General features: G+C 72.4%; 16 protein-coding genes and 1 other RNA gene. 9 read left to right on the top strand and 8 right to left on the bottom strand.

The genetic code is table 11. From position 1 onward, the window contains the following. Window positions 1-63: 63 nt before the first annotated feature. The gene (locus WMF44_RS31730; RefSeq protein WP_437293789.1) at window positions 64-945 is read right to left on the bottom strand and encodes an MBL fold metallo-hydrolase; all 882 of its coding nucleotides are present in this window, start codon (window positions 943-945) and stop codon (window positions 64-66) included. Window positions 946-1309: 364 nt separating this feature from the next. Here WMF44_RS31730 and WMF44_RS31725 point away from each other — a divergent pair, with 364 nt between their 5' ends. Continuing rightward, complete coding sequence (locus WMF44_RS31725; RefSeq protein WP_437293788.1) at window positions 1310-2134, top strand: DUF3025 domain-containing protein; 825 nt, start codon at window positions 1310-1312, stop codon at window positions 2132-2134. 85 nt (window positions 2135-2219) lie between these two features. On the opposite strand, the gene WMF44_RS31720 is transcribed toward WMF44_RS31725, so the two are convergent. Beyond that, window positions 2220-3026: a class I SAM-dependent methyltransferase gene (locus WMF44_RS31720; RefSeq protein ID WP_437293787.1), complete on the bottom strand. Its 807-nt coding sequence runs from the start codon at window positions 3024-3026 to the stop codon at window positions 2220-2222. Window positions 3027-3144: 118 nt separating this feature from the next. Then, window positions 3145-6924: a methionine synthase gene (metH, locus tag WMF44_RS31715; protein WP_437293786.1), complete on the bottom strand. Its 3780-nt coding sequence runs from the start codon at window positions 6922-6924 to the stop codon at window positions 3145-3147. Window positions 6925-7200: 276 nt separating this feature from the next. Between metH and erpA the strand changes: the two genes are divergently transcribed. Next, complete coding sequence (erpA, locus tag WMF44_RS31710; protein WP_437293785.1) at window positions 7201-7524, top strand: iron-sulfur cluster insertion protein ErpA; 324 nt, start codon at window positions 7201-7203, stop codon at window positions 7522-7524. Window positions 7525-7980: 456 nt separating this feature from the next. Further along, window positions 7981-8832, top strand: a complete 852-nt coding sequence (locus WMF44_RS31705; RefSeq protein ID WP_012238497.1) for a sigma-70 family RNA polymerase sigma factor — start codon at window positions 7981-7983, stop codon at window positions 8830-8832. A gap of 66 nt (window positions 8833-8898) precedes the next feature. Here WMF44_RS31705 and rnpB read toward each other — a convergent pair. Next, an RNA gene (gene rnpB / locus WMF44_RS31700) (RNase P RNA component class A) lies at window positions 8899-9363 on the bottom strand. A 195-nt stretch (window positions 9364-9558) separates the two neighbouring features. Next, window positions 9559-10416: a pyrroline-5-carboxylate reductase gene (gene proC, locus WMF44_RS31695; RefSeq protein ID WP_437293784.1), complete on the bottom strand. Its 858-nt coding sequence runs from the start codon at window positions 10414-10416 to the stop codon at window positions 9559-9561. Window positions 10417-10690: 274 nt separating this feature from the next. Between proC and WMF44_RS31690 the strand changes: the two genes are divergently transcribed. After that, window positions 10691-12175: a Do family serine endopeptidase gene (locus WMF44_RS31690; protein WP_437293783.1), complete on the top strand. Its 1485-nt coding sequence runs from the start codon at window positions 10691-10693 to the stop codon at window positions 12173-12175. 159 nt (window positions 12176-12334) lie between these two features. Here WMF44_RS31690 and WMF44_RS31685 read toward each other — a convergent pair whose 3' ends face one another. After that, window positions 12335-13564: a lysylphosphatidylglycerol synthase transmembrane domain-containing protein gene (locus tag WMF44_RS31685; RefSeq protein WP_437293782.1), complete on the bottom strand. Its 1230-nt coding sequence runs from the start codon at window positions 13562-13564 to the stop codon at window positions 12335-12337. 315 nt (window positions 13565-13879) lie between these two features. Here WMF44_RS31685 and WMF44_RS31680 point away from each other — a divergent pair, with 315 nt between their 5' ends. Continuing rightward, window positions 13880-15004, top strand: a complete 1125-nt coding sequence (locus WMF44_RS31680; protein ID WP_437293781.1) for a 6-phosphofructokinase — start codon at window positions 13880-13882, stop codon at window positions 15002-15004. Window positions 15005-15234: 230 nt separating this feature from the next. After that, on the top strand, window positions 15235-18465 hold the full coding sequence (locus WMF44_RS31675) for a response regulator (protein WP_437293780.1): 3231 nt from the start codon (window positions 15235-15237) through the stop codon (window positions 18463-18465). A gap of 34 nt (window positions 18466-18499) precedes the next feature. Here WMF44_RS31675 and cdd read toward each other — a convergent pair whose 3' ends face one another. Both cdd and WMF44_RS31665 read right to left on the bottom strand, forming a co-directional pair. After that, a complete protein-coding gene (cdd, locus tag WMF44_RS31670) occupies window positions 18500-18964 on the bottom strand; it encodes a cytidine deaminase (RefSeq protein ID WP_437293779.1) in 465 nt (154 codons plus the stop codon). Next, the gene (locus WMF44_RS31665; RefSeq protein WP_437293778.1) at window positions 18961-19812 is read right to left on the bottom strand and encodes a purine-nucleoside phosphorylase; all 852 of its coding nucleotides are present in this window, start codon (window positions 19810-19812) and stop codon (window positions 18961-18963) included. Before WMF44_RS31665 ends, cdd begins: the two co-directional genes overlap by 4 nt. A gap of 107 nt (window positions 19813-19919) precedes the next feature. Between WMF44_RS31665 and WMF44_RS31660 the strand changes: the two genes are divergently transcribed. From WMF44_RS31660 to WMF44_RS31650, 3 genes are all read left to right on the top strand, one after another. Continuing rightward, window positions 19920-20300: a hypothetical protein gene (locus WMF44_RS31660; protein WP_437293777.1), complete on the top strand. Its 381-nt coding sequence runs from the start codon at window positions 19920-19922 to the stop codon at window positions 20298-20300. 334 nt (window positions 20301-20634) lie between these two features. Beyond that, on the top strand, window positions 20635-21576 hold the full coding sequence (locus WMF44_RS31655) for an RNA polymerase sigma factor (protein ID WP_437293776.1): 942 nt from the start codon (window positions 20635-20637) through the stop codon (window positions 21574-21576). Further along, window positions 21573-22847 carry a FecR domain-containing protein gene (locus WMF44_RS31650; protein WP_437293775.1) on the top strand — a complete coding sequence of 425 codons (1275 nt, stop codon included), beginning with the start codon at window positions 21573-21575 and terminating at the stop codon, window positions 22845-22847. Before WMF44_RS31655 ends, WMF44_RS31650 begins: the two co-directional genes overlap by 4 nt. Window positions 22848-22855 lie beyond the last annotated feature (8 nt).

Below are 22855 nucleotides of genomic sequence, written 5' to 3'. Positions count from 1 at the left end.
GCCCGGCGGCCCGAGGCGGGCCGCTCGCCTGCGCGCGCGCAGGCGCGTGGGCCTGTCCGCGCGTCACGCCATCTTCATGCGATCGATGAGCTCGGCGAGCTCGGCGCGCATGGCGTTCTCGGAGGGAGCGCGGTGCCGGCGGAGGTGGCCTGGCAGGACCCACGTGAACCGGTGCTGGAGGAGGCGCTCCATCGAGCGGATCTGCTCCGCCCAGGAATACCAGCAGACGTCGCGCGACGCGTGGAGTCGCCCGAGCTCGCCGGAGAAGAAGAGATGGTCCCCGGTGAAGAGGTATCGGTCCCGGAAGAGGAGCGCGACGCTGCCCCGCGTGTGGCCCGGGACGGGGATCAACGTGAGATCGGGCGCGAGGGCCACCGGGTCGAGCCCCTTGATCTTCACCTCGGCGAGCGCTGTTCCGTCGTCGATGTCGTCCTCGTGGATCACGCGGTCGCACCCGAAGTTGTCGCGGAAGATCCGGTGATCGGCGACGTCGTCGCGGTGGGTGAGCACCAGGGTCCGGACGCCGCCGAGCTCGCGGATGCGCTTCATGAGCGGCCTGGCGGCGCGGGGCGAGTCGACGAGCACGTTGCCCTCGGGTCGCAGGATGAGATAGCTCGCCGCGCCAAAGGAGGATGACGCGGTATAGCCGCAATAATGGACATCCTCGTCGATCGGCTCGGGGAAGGAGAATGTCGCGGCGGCCATCCCCGGCGCCGGTGCGGAGGTGCCGATGGAGGCGGTCGGACACGACACCAGCGCCATGGCCGCGCGGAGGTGCTCGTCCGGCGTCGCGGGCTGGCGAGCGACGACGCTCTGCTCGACGGCGGGCGAGCGCGCGAACACCGAGGGAGCGAGCTGGCGGCATACGTCGCAGTCGATGCACGACCGGTCGACGAAGTAATCGCCGGGGGCGTTCTCTGGCAGGCGGTCCTCGAGGCGAGCCATCTCTTTATCTCAGGATGACACGCGGGCGGCGGGCGTGGGGGCAGATCCGCTGCGGCGACGTCCTTGGCGAACGGCCATCATTCCAGGTTTGGCCAGGTTTGGCCAGGCTCGGCGCGATCTCTCGTTGCGTGATGGCTGCATGAGGGCGAGCATGGATATCCAGGGAAGCTGGGTGAGTTGAGACAGGGAGTCTCGGGATACCGGCGCTTTGCTGACCCGCTCTCTGCGCTTGGTCCACCGCGGGCCTGCCGGGCGGCCGGTGGCCCTGGTCTCCGCCTGTGGCCGCCGCCTCGCGATCAGCGCGTCCCGGCGCCGCCTTGCGCGCGGCTTGAGCTCTCGCCGCGGTGCTCCTACGCTGCGCCGCGTGAGCGCCGCCGGCCGAGCTGCGCCGCACCCGAGCGGCGCGCCAGGGAGCACCCCCGTCCCCTGGGAGCCGCTCTTCCACGAGAAGAGCCGGCTCTACTGGCCCATCCGCCCTCTGGCCGAGGCGTTCGCGGGGTGCGCCGGCTGGCCGCCGGTCGAGGACTACAACCGGGCGCTCGGCGAGGGGTTCCCCGTGCGCTTTGCGGAGCAAAAGCCGCGGCCTCGTCGGCGCGGGCGGCGCGGGCCCGTCGACCCCTCGGCGCTCTACGATGCGCGCATCCACGTCGAGGGCTGCGTGCCGACGCGTCCGAGGAACTGGCACGACTTCCTCAACATGCTGGTGTGGGGCGCCTTCCCGCGCGCCAAGGCGGAGCTCCATGCGCGCCAGCACCGGGCGATCGCCGCGCGCCTCCGTCCAGGCGCGGAGGCGCTCCCTCCGGCGCGCACGCGCGAGCTGGACGGGCTCGCGCTCCTCGACGAGGGCGGGCTCCTGCTGCTCCACAACAACGCGCGCGAGGCGCCCCTCCTCGGCGATGCCTCCGATCTGGAGCGCTGCGCCGGCGAGGTGCGGGACGCCGTGCAGCGGGGCGAGGCCGCGGCGCTCGTCTTCGGCCACGCGCTGTACGAGAGCCTCCTCCAGCGCGGACCGATGGTCTACGCGATGGTGCAGTCCATCCCGTGCGACGGACCGCTGCCCGCCGCGCCGGCCGCGCTCGTGGCGCTGGCCGACACGCGCCTCGGCGACGTGCTGTGGTCGCCCGACAGCTTCGCGCGCCCGGAGCGCAGCCCGCGCCTCCCCCTGGACGAGCGCGTCCTGTGCCCGTGATGGCAAGTGACGGCAAGTGATGCCAAGTGACCGCCGCGGCCGGAGGACGGCGACCCCCTGAGCGTGCGAGGGGCTCGCCCCGCTCTCAGACGCGCCGTCGCGCCGCGAGCGCATAGACGAGCGGCAGTCGGCGCTCGAACTTCTTCATGCGGAACTGCCCTGGCGGCCCTTCCACCATGTCCGGAAAGATGTCGTAGGGGGACCAGTCGAGCTCGCTCAGGCGCTCCAGCGTGAGGCCCGCGTCGAGGAGCGCCGAAACCACCGTCCCGATCCCGTGGTTGAAGCCGACCTCCTTCAGCACCACGGGCGCGCTCCTGTCGGCGTACGTGCCTGTCTCCTCGGTGACGATCGGCTCCCCGTGTCCGTCGTATGCATAGGTGATCTGCTCGAATGCATCGTCGAAGGTCCACACGAGAGGGTGGAACTCGACGACGTGCAGGACGCCCCCGGGCTTCAGGCACGCCGCGGCCGCGCGCGCCCAGCGGGTCATGTCCGGGAGCCACCCGAGGACGCCGTACGAGGTGAAGACGATATCGAACGTCTCGCCATCGAGGGCCGCGGGGGCGTCGTACACGTTGGCCTCGACGAAGCGCGCGTCCACCGAGAGCTCCTTCGCCAGCCCGCGCGCCGCCGTGATGGCCTCGTCGGAGAGGTCCAGCCCGGTGACGCGGGCGCCCAGCCGCGCCCAGGAGAGCGTGTCCTGCCCGAAATGGCACTGCAGGTGGAGGAGCGTCTTTCCGCGCACATCGCCGACCTGCTCGAGCTCGATCGGCTTGAGAGAGCTCGCGCCGGCCCGGAACGAGCCCAGATCGTAGAATTTCGAGGCCACGTGCACGCGGGTGCGCGCGTTCCAGGCGGCGCGGTTCAGCGCAAACCAGTCGGCTTCGGACATGGGGAGCTTGTTATCACAACGCTCGTCGCGCGGGCCGCGTCGGATCGCTGCCGCGCTCGGATCGCCGCCCCTCTGCTGGAACGTGCGCCCCTGGGCTCATCGCCGCTCCCGCCCGTCGTCACGCCGCCACGACGGCGCTCTCCCCCTCGACTGCCGCCTTCGGGTCATACCCCAGGTTCGGCGACAGCCACCGTTCCACCTCCTCGACCGTCATCCCCTTGCGCTTCGCGTAGTCCGCGACCTGATCCCTGCCGAGGCGCCCCACCATGAAATACCGCGCCTTCGGGTGCGCCAGGTAGATGCCGCTGACGCTCGCCGCCGGCGTCATCGCGCAGCTCTCCGTCAGCTCGATGCCGACTGACGGCGCGTCGAGCAGCGCGAACAGCTTGCGCTTCTCGGTGTGATCCGGGCACGCCGGGTACCCGAACGCCGGCCGGATCCCCCGGTACTTCTCCTCGATGAGCTCCTCGCTCGTCAGCGCCTCTCCCGCGCCGTACCCCCAGTCCTTGCGCGCGCGCTCGTGGAGCAGCTCGGCGAACGCCTCCGCGAGCCGGTCCGCCAGCGCCTTCGCGATGATCGCGCTGTAGTCGTCCCTGTCCTTCTCGTACGCGCGCACGATCTCGTCGAGCCCGAGCCCCGCCGTCACCGCGAACGCGCCGACGTGATCGGCGAGCCCGCGCTCCCGCGGCGCCACGAAGTCGGCGAGCGACAGGTGCGGCCTCACCCCGCCCGCGGCCTTGTCGCCGCCGTCTCCGTCCTCCTCGGCGCCGCCCTGCCCCTTCACCTGCTGCTGGCGCAGCATGTTGAACCGGACGAGCTCCCGCTCCCTCGCCTCGTCCGCGTAGAGCACGATGTCCCGCTGCTCGCCGCTCGCCGGCCAGAAGCCGTAGACGCCCCGCGCCGTGAGCAGGCGACCCTCGATGATCCGCCGCAGCACCTTCTGCGCGTGATCGAACAGCTCGCGCGTCGCCTCGCCGTACTGCGGGTGCTCCAGGATCTGCGGGAACGGCCCCCTGAGCTCCCACGCGGTGAAGAAGAACGTCCAGTCGATGTACCTCGCGACCTCCGCGAGCGGCGCCTCCACCACGCGGCGCCCCGTGAACGACGGCCTCGCGATGTCCTCCGGCCGCCACGCGATCTCGAGCCGCCCCCTGTCCGCCGCGGCGAGCGTCACGAGCGGCTTCGCCCGCTTCCTCGCGAAGAGCTCGCGCAGCCGGGCCTGCTCCTCCCGGTTCTGCGCGTCGAAGGCCGGCCGGTTCGCCCGATCGAGCAGGCTCGACACGACGCCCACGGCCCGCGACGCGTCGAGCACGTGCACCACCGTCCCGCTGAACTCCGGCGCGATCTTCACCGCCGTGTGCTGCCGGCTCGTCGTCGCCCCGCCGATGAGCAGCGGCAGCCGGATCCCGCGCCGCTCCATCTCGCGCGCCACGCTGACCATCTCGTCGAGCGACGGCGTGATGAGGCCGCTCAGCCCGATCATGTCGGCCTCCTCGCGCAGCGCCGCCTCCAGGATCCTGTCCTGGTGCACCATCACGCCGAGGTCGATCACCTCGTAGTTGTTGCACCCGAGCACCACGCCCACGATGTTCTTGCCGATGTCGTGCACGTCGCCCTTCACGGTCGCCATCACGACCTTCCCCTGCGACGACGAGCCCCCGGCGGCCTTCTCGGCCTCCATGAACGGCAAGAGGTGCGCGACGGCGCGCTTCATCACGCGGGCGCTCTTCACCACCTGCGGCAGGAACATCTTCCCGGCGCCGAACAGCTCGCCGACGACCTTCATCCCGTCCATCAGCGGCCCCTCGATGATGGAGAGCGGCCTCTCGTACTTCCTCCGCGCCTCCTCCACGTCCGCCTCGATGAAGTCGACGAGCCCCTTCACGAGCGCGTGCGAGAGCCGCTCCTCGACCGGGCCGTCGCGCCAGGCGAGGTCGAGCTCCTTCTTCTTGCCCTTGCCCTTCACCTGCTCGGCGAGCTCGACGAGCCGCTCGGTCGCGTCCGGGCGCCGGTTGAAGATCACGTCCTCCACCCGCTCGAGCAGGTCCCTCGGGATGTCCTCGTAGACCGCGAGCTGCCCCGCGTTCACGATGCCCATGTCCATTCCGGCCCGGATCGCGTGGAACAAAAAGGCCGAGTGCATCGCCTCGCGGACGACGTTGTTCCCGCGGAACGAGAACGACAGGTTCGACACGCCGCCGCTCACGCGCGCCCCCGGGCAGGTCGCCTTGATGATCCGCGTCGCCTCGATGAAGCTCTTCGCGAAATCGCTGTGTTCCTCGATGCCGGTCGCGATCGCGAGGATGTTCGGGTCGAAGACGATGTCCTGCGGATCGAAGCCCGCCTCCTCGGTGAGCAGCCTGTACGCGCGCTGGCAGATCGCGACCTTGCGCTCCACCGTCTCGGCCTGGCCGATCTCGTCGAAGGCCATCACCACGACCCCCGCCCCGTAGCGCCGCACGGCGCGCGCCTTCTCGAGGAAGTCCTCGGGCCCCTCCTTGAGGCTTATCGAGTTGACGATCCCCTTGCCCTGGATGCACTTGAGCCCCGCCTCGATGACCGACCACCTCGAGCTGTCGACCATGATCGGGATGCGGGCGATCTCGGGCTCGGTGGCGACGAGGTTCAGGAAGGTCGTCATCGCCTGCTCGGAGTCGAGCATGCCCTCGTCCATGTTCACGTCGAGGAGGTTCGCCCCGCCGCGCACCTGATCGAGCGCCACCTCCAGCGCGGTCGTGAAGTCGCCCTTCTTGATGAGATCCATGAACCGGGCCGAGCCGGTCACGTTGGTACGCTCGCCGATCATCAGGAAGTTCGTGTCGGGGCGGATGACGAGCGTCTCCAGGCCGGCGAAGCGCCCGAAGCCGTCGCGCTCCGCGGGCACGGGCCGCGGCGGCAGATCCGCCGTCGCCCGGGCGATCGCGCGGATGTGATCCGGCGTCGTCCCGCAGCAGCCGCCGACGATGTTCACGAGCCCGCTCTCCGCGAACTCCGCGAGCAGCCGCGACGTCGTCTCCGGGAGCTCGTCGTACTCGCCGAACGCGTTGGGGAGGCCCGCGTTCGGGTAGCAGCTCACCCGCGCCCGCGCGAGCTTCGCGAGATCCACGAGGTACGGCCGCATGTCGCTCGCGCCGAGGGCGCAGTTGAGGCCGACGCTGAGCGGGCTCGCGTGCTCCACGCTCGTCCAGAAGGCGTCGATCGTCTGGCCGGAGAGCGTCCTGCCGCTCCTGTCGGTGATCGTCACGCTGAGCAGGATCGGCAGGCGCCGCCCCTTCTCCGCGAAGACCTCCTCCATCGCGACGAGGCACGCCTTCATGTTCAGCGTGTCAAGGAACGTCTCCGCGAGGATCACGTCGACCCCGCCGTCGACGAGCCCGCGCACCTGCTCCGCGAACGCCCGCCGCAGCTCGTCGAAGCCGACGGCGCGGAACGACGGGTCGCTCACGCTCGGCGAGATCGACAGCGTCTTCGGCGTCGGCCCCATCGCGCCCGCGACGAAGCGCGGCTTGCCGGGCGTGCGCGCCGTCCACGCGTCGGCCGCCTTCCGGGCGATCTGGGCCGCGGTCAGGTTGATCTCGTAGGCGAGCGACTCGAGCCGGTAGTCGGCCTGGGCGATCGAGGTGCCCGTGAAGGTGTTCGTCTCGATGATGTCGGCGCCGGCGTCGAGGTACGCGCCGTGGATCTCGGAGATGACGTCCGGCCGCGTCAGCACGAGGAGGTCGCTGTTGCCCTTGAGGTCGATCGCGTGATCGCGGAAGCGCTCGCCGCGGTAGTCGGCCTCGCCCAGGCGGTAGCGCTGGATCATCGTGCCCATCGCGCCGTCGAGGCACAGGATCCGGTGTTCGAGGATCTCCTCGAGGCGCGCGGGGCGTTCGCTTCCGTTCGTGGCTCTGCTCATATTTAATCTCTCAATCCGGATTAGCAGATTGAGTTCTGCCGGGCCTGCCTGCCGGCGTCAAGCGAAGGGGCGGCCAGGGCGCCGCCTGACGCCGCTCCGGCTGAGGCACTGGCGGACATCGCTGAAGGTGCGTATCTTTGACGAGCCCTGAGCACCCCACCCCAGGGCACGGCCGGCCGGGCTCACCGCACGGTTCACCTTCCTGCGGGGGCGAGCGCCCCCCAGAGACAGGACCCGCCGTCCCCCGCCGACAAAGCACGCAGAGGAGATTCCAGGATGATCACGATCACGCAGAAGGCAGCCGAGAAGGTGATGGAGATCGCGACAGCGGAGGAGCTGCTGGGGCAGGGGTTGCGCCTGCGCGTCGTGGGTGGCGGGTGCGCCGGCTTCTCGTACGACCTGTACTTCGAGGACAAGCCGACGGAGTTCGACGAGGAGTTCGAGGACAGGGGCATCAAGCTCTTCATCGACCCGCTGAGCTTCCAGTACCTGGACGGCACGGAGATCGACTACGTGGAAGGCCTCCACGGCTCGGGCTTCAAGTTCAGCAACCCGTCGGTGAAGAGCACCTGCGGCTGCGGCTCCTCGTTCTCCGTCTGATTCCGTCTGATTCCGTCAGGTTCCGTCTGAACACGCGCCCGCCTTCTTCGCGGGCGTCGCTTCCGTCCTGGCTCGCGCCGCTCGTCTACGGAGCGGCCTACGCGAGATGCACACGGGCCGCGTGAGCGCGTCTGCCCGGAGCATCGCGGCCTTCCTGGCTCTCTAGCGCCTTCGGTTTGGCTCGTCCCTCGCTCGGGCGCGCCTCCGGCGCGTGCGCCAGCGCTTCGCAGCCATGGTGTACAAGCTGCCCGCCCGGGGCGGCATGCCAGCTGCATCGCAGCCTGGGTGGGCTGCTCTCTTCGGAATCTCGAACCAACCACTCCGGCGGCAAGTGCCGGCGGAGCGATCAACGCGATCGAGGCCCGGCCCCGGCCGACCTCGACAGCAGGAGACGGGGTCCGGCGTCGGCCGGCCTCACCAACCGAACCGGGGTCTTCGGACCTCGAAGGAAACCCTGTGCAAACGTCCCGAGATCAGGCCAGCGCGGTTTCGCGCTACATCACGCATGTTCGGCAGATCCCGGAGCTGTCGCGCGAGGAAGAAGTCGAGCTCGCTCGACGGTGGCGGGACCACGGCGACGAGCAGGCCGCAGCCGCGCTCGCGCTCGCAAACCTGAGGCATGTTGTCTCGATAGCGATCAGCTACCGGCGTTACGGGATCCCGCTCGCCGACCTCATCGCCGAGGGGAACTTCGGGATCGTCCACGCGATCCGCAAGTACGACCCGGACCGCGGAAACCGCTTCGTGACCTACGCGGCCTACTGGATCCGGGCGTACATCCTGAACCACGTCATCCACTCCTGGAGCCTGGTCGGCGTGGGCTCGGGCCCGCTCCGCTCGAAGATGTTCTTCCGGTTGAGGCGGGAGCGGGCGCGCATCGCGGGCCTCGTGGGCGAGGGGGAGGAGGGAGATCGGCTGCTGGCCGAGAAGTTCGGCGCGCCCGCGGAGAAGGTGCTGGAGATGGCTCACCGGCTGGAGGCCCGGGACGTCTCGCTCGACACGAAGGTGTTCGAGGACGGCGCCCGGTCGCTCGTCGACACGCTGCCCGCGGACGATCAGGACCAGGAGGAGCGCTTCTCGCGCGCGGAGGAGGGGGCCCTGCTCCGGGAGCGGCTGACGCAGGCGGTGGAGAACCTGGACCCGCGCGAGCGGTACATCGTCGAGACCCGGATGATGGCGGATCCCGAGGAGGAGCTGTCGCTCGCCGAGATCGGGCGTCGCCTGGGCGTGTCGCGCGAGCGGGCTCGGCAGCTCGAGGCGCGCGCCAAGAAGAAGCTGCGCGACCGCCTCCAGCCGCTGGCGGCGTAGCGACTTGCCACAGGTGAGCGGCGGGCGAGCACAAAAGCACGAAGCCCCGCCGGGGCGGAGCTTCGTGGTCGCAGGAGACGTAAGCCGAGTTCTGTTGCGCGGGGAGTCGCCCCCCTCGCGCCGGCGATCATTCCTCTAGGACGCGCGTCGCCGCGCGCCTCAAGCAGCCAACCCGGAGGCCTGGGGCGGGCAGCCCTTGCCGCGGCGGCTGTCGCCGTCGCGGACGCCTCCCTACGCGGCCTTGCTCCAGGTGGGGTTTGCCATGCCGCCCTTGTTGCCAAGGGCGCGGTGGGCTCTTACCCCGCCGTTTCACCCTTGCCGCGCGGCGCGCCTGCGGAGGCGCGGAGCCCGGCCCATCCGGGCTGGAGGCTCGTTGCCCTCGCGAAGCGCGCGGCGCGGCGGTCTGTTCTCTGTTGCACTTTCCTCGAGATCGCTCTCACCGGGCGTTACCCGGCACCCTGCCCTGCGGAGCTCGGACTTTCCTCCCGCGGCCGGGTTTCCCCGTCCGCCGGCGATCGCCTGTCCCGCTGCGACGCGGCGAACATAGTCAAGAGCCGGCCGAACGCCAACACCTGAGGTCGGAGAACGGATGGCGCGAATGCACGTCATGGAGCGACGTGCCCTGTGCTTTCAAGGCCGAGCTCCGGCGGTGACACCGCGCGTGGCGCGGCTGCTCCCCCCTGGCTCGTGGTCAGCAGTCGGGGACAGGCCCGCTCCTCGTCGGGTTCAGGTGCGGCGGAGCTTCTGCGCCATCTGGGCGCCAAGCTCGGCCGAGCGGTTGGACGCCGCCTCGACCGCGTCGATCAAGGTGCGGCGGAGGCCGCCTGCCTCCAGCGTGTGGAGCCCCGCGATGGCCGTGCCGCCGGGGCTCGTCACCATGTCCTTCAGGCGGCCGGGGTGCTCGCCGGTCTCGAGCTGGAGCTTGGCGGCGCCGTACACCGTCTGCGCCGCGAGCAGCAGCGCCGCGTCCCGGCCGAGGCCGACCTTCACGCCGCCGTCCGCGAGCGCCTCGATCATCAGCATGACGTAGGCGGGGCCGCTGCCCGACAGGCCGGTCACCGCGTCGAGCAGCGACTCGTCGAGCACGACGACGCGGCCGACCGCCTGGAACAGGGTTCGCGCGATCTCGACGTCGTCGCTCGTGGCGTGGCTGCCGGCGGCGATCGCCGTGGCGCCGGCGAGCGCGATCGCCGCGGTGTTCGGCATGCTGCGGATGACGCGCGCTCCCTCGGGCAGGCGCGCCTCGATGGCGTCGATCGGCACGCCGGCCGCCACCGAGATCACGACGTCCGAGCGGCCGAGCCCCGACGAGATGGGGGCGAGAATGCGATCGACGATCTGCGGCTTGACGGCGATGACGAGGACGTCGGCCCACCGGCAGAGCGCGTCGTTGTCCTCGGTGGTCTCGATGCCGTAGCGCCCGTGGAGAAAGGAGAGCCGTTCGCTCTTGAGATCGCTCGCGCGGATCTGCTCCGGGCCCACGGCGCCCCCCTGGACGAGGCCGCGGATGAGCGCCTCGGCCATGTTTCCGCCGCCAAGAAACCCGATCTTGCGCCCTCGCAGCAGACCCTCATCGCTCGCCATCGCTCGCCTCCAGGAGCGCGCACCCTAGCAGCCTTGCCGAGCGCGCGGCTCAAATCTCGACGGACACCGCCGCGCTGCTACGTGCCGTGCGTGCCGCGCGTGCCGCGCGTGCCGTTACGGACGGGCAGGCAGGCGCGGCGCCCGCTTGCGCGGGCCGAGGAGAGCGCTCTTGTCAGCCGAGGCCGCGGCGTTATTGGTGCGGCGGAATGAACGCAGTCGGTCCCATGTTCGTCGATGGCAAGACGGGACCCTTCGACTGCCCGACGGAGATTTCATGATTCAAGCGGTTTCCTATCGCCCTCGCGCTTCGGCCCTCGCGCTGCTCACGGCGGCGGCGCTGGCCATCGGCGGTTGCGGTCAACAGGCCCACGCCACGCCTCCCTCCACCCAGGCCGCCGCCTCGCCGCAGGCCGCGGCGCCGCCGGTCGGGACCGTGACGCTCCCGCCGACGACGGCGCCAGTGCCGGCCACCTTCGATGTCGCCGCCCTGTCAGAGCGGGTCAAGCCGATGGTCGTCAACATCACGACGACGCATGAGGTCAAGGGGCCCGAGGGGCTCGACCCCTTCCAGTTCTTCTTCGGTCCGCAAGGCGGCGGACGGCTCAACCCGCGGGGCCAGCAGCCGACGCAGACGGCGCTCGGGACCGGCTTCATCATCGACCCGAGCGGCTACGTCGTGACGAACGAGCACGTCATCCACGACGCGTCCGGCGTCCGCGTGCGGCTCGCCGACGAGCGGGAGTTCGAGGCCGAGGTCGTCGGCCGCGATCCCAAGCTCGATCTCGCGCTCCTCCGCCTGAAGGGCGCGAGCGGCCTGCCTGTGGCGCCGCTCGGGGCGAGCGAGCAGCTGCGGGTCGGCGAGCACGTGCTCGCGGTCGGCAACCCCTTCGGGCTCGGCCACACGGTCACGCTCGGCATCGTCAGCGCGAAGGCGCGCGCGATCGGCGCGGGGCCGTACGACGACTTCATCCAGACCGACGCGTCGATCAACCCGGGCAACAGCGGCGGCCCGCTGTTCAACTGGCGGGGCGAGGTCGTGGGCATCAACACCGCGATCCGGGCGGGCGCGAACGGGATCGGCTTCGCGATCCCGATCGACGCGCTGAAGGACGTGCTCCCGCAGCTCCGCGAGAAGGGCTTCGTCGAGCGCGGCAAGCTCGGCCTCCTGTTCCAGCCCGTCACGCGCGATCTCGCCGCGGCGCTCCAGCTCGACGGGCCTCGGGGCGCGCTCGTCGCCGAGGTCGAGCCGGGCGGCGCGGCCGCGCGCGCCGGCATCAAGCCGGGCGACGTGATCGTGAACGTGAACGGCGTGCCCATCCACCACGCCGAGGAGCTGCGGCGCAACGTGGCGCGCAACGCGCCTGGCTCGGAGATCGCGGTGACGCTTGTGCGCGCCCAGAAGCAGCAGCAGGTCGTGGCCAAGCTGGACGCGCTCCAGGACGAGGAGGGCGACGCCGCGGGCCGCGCGCGGCCGAACCAGGGCGCCCGACCCGAGCGCCAGCTGAGCGCCGAGAAGCTCGGCATCCAGGTCTCCGAGGTCCCGGGCGGCGGCGTGCGGGTCGACGGGTTCGCCTCGGGCAGCAACGTCCAGGAGATCGAGGTGGGCGACGTGATCCTCGAGGTGAACGGCGCCCCGGTGAAGGACGTCGCCGGCCTCCGGGCGGCCATCGCCAAGCTCAAGGACGGTTCCGTCGCCCTCCTCAAGGTGCGGCGCGGGAAGCTCGTCCAGTTCGCGGCCGTGCCGATCTCCGCGCGCTGATCCTGCGCCGGGCGTGGCTGGCGCGGCTCTCGCGAGCCGGCCTGCGCCAGCCGCGCCGACCGCGTCACGCCATTCCCGCGTCACGCCATTCCCGCGTCACGCCATTCCCGCGTCACGCCATTCCCGCGCCACCTCATTCCGCGTCACCTCATTCCCGCGTCACCCCACGCCTTGCTGCCGGTCGGTGGTGTCCTCTCCACCCAGCGGCGCCTTCGCGGCGCGCGCCGGCTCCGCGAGCGCGCGCTTCTCCGCCTCCGTCTGCTTCACGCGCTCCTCGAGCACGTCGGTGCCGAGGTAGCGGAAGACGTAGACCCCCCCGACGAACATGCAGAGGAACAGGGTGAGCACCCGCCAGAGGACGACGTACGGCACCACGAACGCGCCGTGGACCCAGGGCGACATGAGCGCGTTCGAGCCGAGCTCGGCGACGCCGCTCGCGCCGGGCGTGGGGGTCATGTAGAGCGCGAAGTTGAGCAGCGTCTGGATCAGGACGACCTGCACGATCGGCGGGCCTACCGAGACGAACGTCGAGGGCGAGGTCGGAATGCCGAGCCCGAGCAGGATGAAGTAGGCGACGGCGAACCGCGAGCAGAAGAAGCCGAACGTGAGCAGCAGCGCGGCGGCGTAGGCGCGCTTGCCGCGGCGCATGTAGATGCGGAAGCCGTGGTGGAACTCGTCCACGCCCAGCAGCAGGCGCGCGGTCGTGGCGCCGGGGGCGGCGAGCGCGGCCTCGGCGCGGGCCCGCAGCCGGGGCACGCGCCGGGCGCCCAGCAGGGCGGCGCGCAGGAGCGTCCCGAGCGGCACCGACAGCGCGCGGACGATCCCCTTGAGGAGCGGCGGGTACGCCGCCGCGGCGATGAGCGCGACGAGGGCCGAGCCGAACATCACGACGGTGAAGAGGAGCAGCCACTCGATCTGCGGGCCCGCCGGCACGACAAGCATCCCGCCCTGCTGCAGCGCGAAGATGGCCACGGCGGACAGGAGGAAGAAGGTGATCGTGCACGAGGCGGTGAGCAGCTCCGCCGTGGCCACGTCGACGAGCCGCATGCCGCCGTGCACGAGCACGGCGGCCTGCGACGGCGCCGCGCCGGCCTGTCCGGGGGTCACCCCGGCGCAGAACATCAGCACGAACTCCGAGGTCACCGCGGTGCGGACGCGGAGCTCGGGCCAGAGGACGCGCCCGAGGGTCCAGATCCTGAGGCCTCCGAACACGCCCTCTTGCAGCGCCAGCACGGCGCCGACGAGCAGCCAGCCCGGGCGCACGTGCGCGAACGCGGCGGCGAGGCTCGCCTGCTTGTCGTGGATCTCGCTGTAGAGGACGTAAGCGAACGACGCGAGCGTCAGCGTGACGATGACCTGGATGCCTCGGATCAGGGTGGCGCGGTTCATACAGGGGCACGCAGCCGGGGTGATCGCATGCGCACGCCCCTATACCCTGTCGCCGGCGCTCGCGACCGTCATGCCTGCGCTCCTCCGGATCGACACCCCTCCCGTGGCGGCCCCGACCACACGGCGCACGCGCGCCGGGTGCGAAGGCCGCTTCGCGCAGGCGCTCCTCGCTCGCCGCGCTCCCCGGGCTCGTCCAGCGGGTCGCGATCGCCGCCGTCGCTCCGTCGCATCGCCACGCGCATGTGTGCCTTTCGAGGTCAGGTCGAGGAGATGTCTATTGCGTCGCCGGGGGCGGCTCGCGATCCTGCAAGCCTCATGGCGGCACGAAAGATCGCTATCAGTACCGGCGGAGGCGACGCGCCGGGGCTCAACGCTGTGATCCGCGCGGCCACGCTCGGCGCGCTCGAGCGTGGCTGGGAGGTGTGGGGGATCCGGCAAGGGTACCGCGGGTTGCTCGACGACGCTCCGGACGGGCTCATCCGCCTGGATCGCGAGCGGGTCCGGGGCATCGCGCACCTCGGGGGCACCATCCTGGGCACCGCGAACCGCGGCGATCCGTTCCACTACCCGACGCCTGGCGAGCACGGGCTCGTGCCGCGGGATCGATCCGAGGATCTCGTGCGGCGGTTCCGCGCGGAGGGGTTCGACGCGCTCATCTCGGTGGGCGGAGACGGCTCCATGCGGATCGCGCACGAGCTGCTCCAGCGCGGGCTGCCCCTCGTCATCGGCGTACCGAAGACGATCGACAACGACGTCTGCTGTACGGACCTCACGTTCGGCTTCGACACGGCGGTCTCCATCGCGACCGAAGCGCTCGACCGGCTCCACACCACGACCGAGGCGCACGAGCGGATCATGGTCGTGGAGGTGATGGGGCGGCACGCGGGCTGGATCGCGCTCAACGCCGGGATCGCCGGCGGAGCCGACGCCATCCTGATCCCGGAGATCCCGTTCCGGATCGAGGCGATCGCCGAGAAGATCCGCCTGCGGGAGTCGCGCGGGCGCCGCTTCTCCATCGTCGTGGCGGCCGAGGGGGCGTGCGCGCAAGGGGGTGAGCTGATCATCAAGGACGCGGGCGACGCGTTCCGCCGCACCGCCGTGCTCGGGGGCGTGGCCGAGCGCGTGGCCAAGGAGCTCGCGGCCCGCACCGGCAAGGAAGCGCGCTCGATGGTGCTCGGCCACCTCCAGCGGGGCGGCGGACCCACGACGGCGGATCGCTTGCTCGCCCTCCGCTTCGGCGCGGCCGCGGCGCGCTGCCTCGTCGAGGACTGCGGCAGCGGAATGGTGGCGCTGCGCTCGAACCGGATCGAGCTCGTCCCCCTCGAGGAGGTCGCCGGCAAGACGAAGACGGTGCCGCTCGACTCGGACACGGTCGTCACGGCCCGTGAGATGGGGCTGTGCTTCGGAGACGAGGCGCCCGGCCACTTCGTCGCGCCCTGATCGGCGGGCGCGCGGGTCTTCCGCTGTCTCCCTGCTCCTCGGCAAGAGTTATGTAGGATTGTGCGGTATCGCCCCCGGGCCGGGCGATTTCCGCTCAGCGCCCCGTCGGCAGGATTGGCAGGCGGACGGCGGCCGCGCGATCTGAGCTGCGCCGCCAGCCTCGTGTTTGACACTCGTTGAAGGGGGCCGATATCTTGGTTTCCCCTCCGAACCCGCGCACACCCCGGAACATGACGAAAGTCCTCGTATTTGAGAGCGATCCGGCGTTTGCCGGGGAGCTCCGCACGGAATTGGGCCGCCTCGGCTGCACCGTTCAGGTGGTCGACGACGGCAACGTCGGCCTGCAGGCGGCCGCGGCCGAGCGCCCCGACCTCATCCTGCTGTCGATCGAGCTGCCGCGCATGAACGGCTTCTCGGTCTGCAACAAGCTCAAGAAGGACGTGCAGCTCAAGGACGTCCCGCTCGTCATCATGTCGAGCGAGTCGAGCGAAGAGACGTTCGAGCAGCACCGCAAGCTCAGGACGCGCGCGGAGGACTACATCCACAAGCCGATCGCGTTCGGCGAGCTCCTCGAGCACATCCGCACCTACGTGCCGATCGACGGGGACGACGCGGAGGCCGATCCGATCATGATCGATGAGGCCGAGGTGCTCGAGGCCGACATCGACGAGGACTCCGGCGATCCCACGATCATCACGGCCGCCGTGGGCTCGGGCGGCGCGCCCGGGAGCGTCGCGCCTCCTCCCGTCGTTGCGCCGTCGGTCCCGCCGCCCGTGCCGAGGCCGCCGTCCGCGGCGCCGCCGCCGCCTGCCGCCGCCACGCCGTCCGCGGTACCGCCGCCGCCCGTGCCGAGGCCGCCGTCCGCGGCGCCGCCGTCTGCCGCGCCGAGGCCGACGTCCGCGGCGCCGCCGCCTGCCGCCACGCCGTCTGCCGTGCCGTCGGCGCCCCCTGCCGCCGCTGCGCAGGATCGCGCCCGGGCGTCAGCTCCGCCGAGGCCCCCGCAGGGCGCCGCGGCGCGGTCGGACGCCCGCAAGTCGGACGAGGACATCGAGGAGTTCATCGGCGGCGCGTTCACCCGGCTGATCCGCGACGAGGAGGAGGAGCGCACCGACGTCAGGCCCTCGGTCGCGCCGTCGTCTCGCACGCTGGCGCCCACGAAGACGCCCGTGCCGGCCTCGGCGCCGCCGCCCGTGAGCTCGTCGCCGGTGGCCGCGTACCGTGCTCCGGTCTCCGAGCGCGGGGCCGCGTACCGTGCTCCGGTCTCCGAGCGCGGGGCCGCGTACCGTGCTCCGATCTCCGAGCGCGGGCGGCTGACCCCTGCGCCGCCCGCGCCGCCTCGCTCCGACGCCGACGCGGCCGAGATCGAGCGCCTGCGTGGCGAGCTGGACAGGTCCAAGGGAGAGATCGTCCGCCTCACCAAGGAAGTCGCGGCTGCGCGCGCGACCTCGCTCCGCCTCGAGGGCGAGCTCTCCTCGGCGAACGACGGCAGCCAGGAGGCGGCCCGCCTGCGGCGCGAGCTCGACGAGCTCAAGGTGAAGCTCGCGTCCGGCTCCGGCGCCGGCTCCAGGCCTGGCGGCGTGTCGAGCCGCGAGTTTTTGGATCTGCGCGAGGCGCTCAACAAGAAGGACAAAGAGATCCTCGCGCTCCGCGACCAGATGTCGCGCAAGGACAAGGAGCTGCTGGAGCTCCGGGATCAGTCGCTGTCGCTCGAGCGGGAGAAGGCCGATCAGGTCGACAGGATCCTGGAGCTCGAGCGCGCGAGCGAGGACCTCGACGGACAGGTCGCGTCGCTCCGCGCGGACAAGGAGCTCGCCGCGAAGCGCGCGGACGACTTCAAGGCGCGCGCGGAGAAGCTGCAGGGGCAGATCGCGGCCCGCGACGCCGATCTCTCGTCGGCCCGGCAGGCGCTGATGGACGCGGAGGCGGCGCACACGGAGGCGCTGCGCGCGGCGGCGGACGAGAAGACGCAAGCGATCGCGGCCGTCGAGGCCTCGGCGCAGCGCGAGCTCGAGGAGAGCGCGCAGGCGGAGCGCGAGCGCTTCGAGCAGGCGGCCGCGGCGCACCGGGCGGAGGTGGAGCGGCTCAACGCCGAGCACGCCGCCCGGCGCGAGCAGCAGGCCGCCGAGCACCGCGCCGCCATCGAGAAGCTGACCGGCGAGCACGCCGGCGCCATCGAGAAGCTGACCGGCGAGCATGCCACGGCGCTGGACCGCCTCCGGGCCGAGCATGCGGCGGCGGTGGAGGGGGCGAAATCCGATCACGCCGCGGCCATGGAGGGGCTGCGGGCCGAGCACGCCGGGGCGCTCGACGCGTCGAGGCGCGAGCACGAGGCCGCCGTCGAGGCGCTGCGGCGCGAGCACGAGGCCGCGACGGAGCGGCGCGACCGGGAGCACGCCGCCGCGCTGGACACGGCGCGGAGCGAGCACGCCGCCGCCGTGGAGCGCGCCCAGGCGGAGCACGCCGCCGCGCTCCAGGGGGCGCGCGACGAGCACGCCGCCGCGCTCGAGAAGCAGCAGGCCGCGCACGCGTCCGCGCTGGAGGCGCTGCGGGGCGAGCACGCGTCCGCGCTGGAGTCGCTGCGGGGCGAGCACGCGAGCGCCCTCGAGGGGCTCCGGGGCGAGCACGCGGACGAGATCGGACGGCGGGATCGCGAGCACGCGGGCGCGCTGGAGTCGCTGCGGGGCGAGCACGCGCGCGCCCTCGAGGGGCAGGCCGAGGAGCATGCGCGGGCGATCGCGCAGCAGACCGAGGAGCACGCGAGGGCGCTCGCGGCCGCGCGAGAGAGCTTCGCAACGCAGCTCGCGGCGCGGGAGCGCGAGCTCATCAAGGAGCGCGAGCAGGCCGTCCGCGACGCCGAGCAGGCCCACGCGAAGCGGGTGGCCGAGCTCGAGGCGCGCGCCGCCGAGCGGCAGGCGCAGCTCGAGGCCGCGCACGCGCAGGCGCTCGCCGACACGCGCGCGGCGCACCAGGCCGAGACCGCCGAGCGGGAGGCCGCCTGGGCGGCGCAGCGGCGCGAGCTGGACGAGGTCGCCCGCGGGCTCTCCACGGAGCTCGGGCAAGCGCGCAGCCAGATCGCGGACCTCGAGGCTCGGACGCAGGAGCTCGATCGGCAGCTGGAGCAGCGCGCGGGCGAGCTCTCCGCGGCCGCCGCGGAGCGCGAGCGCTTGCTGGGCGAGCTCGCCGAGCGGGCGCAATCCATCGAGGCGCTCCAGGGCCGGCTCGCCGAGGCGGAGCGGCGTGGGAGCGAGCTCGGCGCTCAGCTCTCGCAGCGGACCGAGGAGCGCGACACCCTGCGGGCGAACGGCGAGCAGCTCACCGAGCAGCTGGCCGTCGAGCGCGCCCGCCTCCAGAAGGCGCGCTCGAAGTGGGGTGAGGACCGCGTCTCGCTCGAGCGCGCGCGGGAGGCGCTCGCCGCGGCGCTCTCGCAGATCGATCAAGCCGAGGCGCTCTCGATCGAGTGAGCCCTCGGCGCTCCCTGGAGGGCGCTCGGGGTGATCAGCGCGAGAGCGCGGCCGCCCCGAACGCCTCGGGGAGCAGCGCCGCCAGCGAGGTGGTCCGCGGCGCCACGCCGTCGGCCTCGGCGGCGATGAGGCGGATCGGGAAATCCACGGCGAACTCCGCGAGGGTTTGCCTGCACATGCCGCACGGGCTGCCGAGCACGGGCCCGCTGGTGGCGACGGTGAGCGCGATCGGATCGCGCTCGCCGGCCGCGACCATCTGCACGATGGCGGAGCGCTCTGCGCAGATGGTGAGCCCGTACGAGGCGTTCTCGACGTTGCAGCCGGTGAACACGCGGCCGGATCGCACGAGGATCGCCGCGCCCACCCGGTAGCTGGAGTACGGCGCGTGCGCCCGCGTCCGGACGGCGAGGGCGGCCTGGTCGAGCGCGTCCCAGTCGATCGCCTGCGCCGCTTCGGCCGAGGCGAGCGCGTCGCCGGCGTCGCGCGGAGGGCGGCTCACGACGCCGTGCTCCCGGCCGCGACGTCGGCGCCGACGCGGCGGACCCACGCCGAGAGCAGCGCCGTGAACCGGGCGCGCGCCTCCCGGGCGGTCTCCTCGACCTCCTTGTGGTCGAGCTCGCGCTTGGTCAGCCCCGCGGCGAGGTTCGTGACGCACGAGATGGCCGCGGCGGGCACGCCCATGTGCCTGAGCGCGATGATCTCCGGGACGGTGCTCATCCCGACCGCATCGGCCCCGAGCGTGCGCAGCATCCGGATCTCGGCGGGCGTCTCGTACGTCGGCCCGAGCAGCGCGGCGTAGACCCCCTCGCGCAGGGCGACGCCCGCGTCGCTCGCCGCGGTCTTCGCGAGCTCGATCAGCCTGGGATCGTGCGCGTAGGTCATGTCGGGGAAGCGCTTGCCGAGCGCCTCGTCGTTCGGCCCGACCAGCGGGTTCGCTCCCATCAGGTTCAGGTGATCGGTGAGCAGCATGAGATCGCCGGCGGCGAACCCCGGGTTGATTCCGCCGGCCGCGTTGGTCAGGAGCACGGCGCGACAGCCGAGCCGGGCGAGCACCCGCACGCCGAACACCACCTTCGCCAGCGGGTGCCCCTCGTACACGTGCGCGCGCCCCTGCAGGCAGGCGACCTGCACGTCCCCGACGCGGCCGGCGCAGAGGAAGCCGGGGTGCCCGGCGACGGCCGGCCGGGGCATGCCGGGGATGTCCGCGTAGGGCACCTTCACCAGCTCGGCGAGCTCGTCGCCCCAGCCGCCGAGCCCTGATCCGAGCACCACACCGACGCGCGGAGGCGCTGGAATTCGTTCACGAATGACGCGAGCGGCTTCGTCGAGCTCAGGCAGGAGGGTCACCGTGACAAGCTACCCCAGGGCGGCGCAACGTCGCAGAGCAAACGTCGCAGATGCACGGCGGCGCCGCGCGTGATAGGGTCGCCGCCCTTTCGGGGCAAGTGACGACGATGGCTACCAAGATCGAAGATTTCTTGAAGGAAAAGAAGATCGACCCCCGCCGCATCATCGCGGCGTCGGCGAAGATCGAGCGGCTGCAGCCGGAGGATCGGGCGATCCGCCTGACCAAGCGGCTGGCGCGTGGCAGCGAGGACGCCGCCAAGAAGAAGGAGGCGGCCAGCGCCAAGAAGCCGCGCAGCGGTCGTCCCGTGACCGACCGCACGCTGAGCGCCGCGCTGAAGGGCAAGCCGATCAGCGGCCCCGCGAAGACGCGCGTTCTTCGCGCGGTCAACCGGCTCCTGGAGCAGAAGAAGCAGGAGAAGGTCGAGCTGTCGGCGCTCTTCGACCTGCCCAAGAAGGGCGGCGCGGCGGGGGCCGAGGCCGCGGGCTGAAGCCGACGGGGACGACCCGGACGGCGCCGCGATCACGAGTCGCCCGGCTGGAGCGCTCGTCGGCCTGAGGCCGGCGCGGGCTCCAGCCGGGCTCCTTTTTGTCAGGGGCTGAAGGCGCTCGCTACACGCGATCGCGGCGGCGGGAGCCCAGATCGAGCAGGTCGGCGGCGACGAGGGCCACGGTCAGCGATACGGCGATGAAGATCATGCGCCGGAAGGTCGCGCCGATGTGGCTCAAGGAACAACTTTTCTGCGTTCGGCGTAACCGCCGCCCTGGGGGAGCGGCCGTGCGGCGCCATGAATGATCGGGCGGCTCGGCGCATCAGAGCCCTCCGTGCATACCGTGGCGGTCGAGACGGGGGCGCTGTGGGTGCACCTCTCGCGGTCGTTCTTCCGTGCTGACGCGGCTGCGCCGGACGGCCGTGGCGACGACCTGCCCGCGTGCGCTGCCAGAGACGCCCACGCGCCGCTCGATGTCGCGTTCGCGGACGGTGACCGCTCTCGTCGTCCGGCGCTCCTCGTCTCTCCGTCGAGCTCCATGAGCGCCGAGGGGGCGGGTAGGCTTCCGCAGGTGACCGAGCCCGACGACGTGGGCGAGTGGATCCGCCGCTTCCAGAGCGGCGACCCGACGGCGTTCGCGGAGATCTTCCGCCGCTACCGCCGCGACGTCGCGCGCCTCGTCTTCAGGATGCTCGGGCCGACCGCCGACGTCGAGGACGTCATCCAGGAGGTGTTCATCCAGGTGCACCGGAGCCTGGGTGACTTCCGCGGGCAATCGAAGTTCACGACGTGGCTCCACCGGGTGACGGTCAACGCCGTGCTGATGGCGCGGCGCGCCGCGCGCTGCCGGCCGGTGTTCGTGGGCGAGCTCGGCGCCGACATCGAGGTGGACCGCGGCATGCTCCCGGACGAGGACGCCGCTCGCGCTCGCAGGATCGACGCCTTTCGGCGGGTGCTGGAGCGGCTCCCCGAGAAGAAGCGGGTCGTCTACGTCCTGCACGAGCTCGAGGGGATCCCGCCGAACGAGATCGCGGAGATCGTCGGCGCGCCGGTCCTGACGGTGCGGACGCGCCTGTTCTATGCGCGCCGCGAGATCGAGGCGATGATGCGCGCCGAGCCCGCGCTCGCCCAGCTCGCCGCCGAGCTGGCCGAGGGCGGCGCGGACAAGGCGGATGGCGCCGGGCCGGCAGCGGCGCGCGCGCGCGTTTCCGTGGGGGGCGCCGCCGTGGGATACCCCGCGGCGGATCCATCGGCTGTCGACGCGGAGGACGCATGAGCGGCGCAGAGCATTACGACCGGGCACGCGAGCACATGGAGCGGCTGCTCCGCGCCGAGCAGCCGCCCGAGCCGCGCTGGGAGACCATCGAGCGCGAGCTGTTCGCGCGGATCGAGCGGGCCGCTCCGGTCCACCGCGCCGCGCCGCCGCAGCGCTCGCCGCTCGGGCGCGCGCTCGGGTTCGCGGCGGCGGCGGCGGCCATCGCGTTCGCGGTCCTCGCGGCCGGGCGCTCCGCCCCGCCCGTCACGGCGACGTCGGCGCCGCCGCGCGCCCGCGATCTCGCCGAGGTCCCCGCGGCAGCCGGCGGCGACCGGGCGTCCGGCGACCTGGACTTCCGCGCCCTCCGGCCCGGCGACTCCGTCGAGTCCGCGGACCACGCGGTCTCTTTCGTCGATGTCGGCTCGGTGCGCTGGACGCTCCTGCCGGACAGCCGCGCCGTCGTGCGCGCCGTGGGCGCGGCGGGGGTCGGCCACGTGATCTCGCTCGAGCGGGGCTCGGTGCGCGCCGACGTCGTCACGCGCGCGCCCGAGGAGGGGCTCGTCGAGGCGTTCGCCGTCGAGGTGGACGGCACCCGCGTCGCGGTGCACGGCACGCTCTTCACCGTGACCCGTCTGGAGGGCCGCGTGGAGGTCGACGTGGAGCACGGCACCGTCGCGGTCGGCCCTGCGGCGTACCGCGGCGCGACCACCGCGCACCTCCTCGTCGGCCCGTCGCGCGGCACCTTCTCGCTCGACGGCGGCCGCGAGGCGCGCCTCCTCGAGCGCCCCGCGCCGCAGGACGGCGCCGCCGCGGTCGCGCCGCCGGAGCCTGCGCCTGCGCCCGCTCCGCCCCAGCCGGCCGTCGGCGCGCGTCCGCCGGGCGGAACCGCTCTGGCCCCGGCGGTCGTGGCGCGCGCGGAGGAGCCCGCCGCCCCTGCGGTCGCCGAGCCGACGGCGCAGCTGTCGCCGCTGACGACCGAGCCCCCGCCCGCCGCCGCGCCGCCGGTCCCGGAGGCGCAGGAGGCGTCTGGCCCGCCGGCGCTCACGCCGGCCTCCGTGCAGTCGCTGCTGTCGAGCTGCTTCGCGCGGGAGAGCGCGGGCGGCAGGTCCTCGGTCCGCCGATCGATCGTCTCGACGCTGCACGTCTCCGTGCGCCCCGACGGCAGCGTCGCCGCCCTGCGCTTCAACCCGCCGCTCCGGCCGGCGCTGCAGGCTTGCGCCGAGGGCCTCTACCGAGGGCGCTTCGCGGGAGGTTCGAGGCAGCTCGACATCCCGCTGACCATCGACGACTGAGCGCCGCT

The organism is Sorangium sp. So ce426 (genome assembly GCF_051475585.1).
In the GTDB taxonomy this organism is placed as follows: Bacteria; Myxococcota_A; Polyangia; order Polyangiales; family Polyangiaceae; genus Sorangium; species Sorangium cellulosum_B.
Note: the sequence above shows the minus strand (reverse complement) of the source record. Positions and strands in the feature narration are given on the sequence as shown.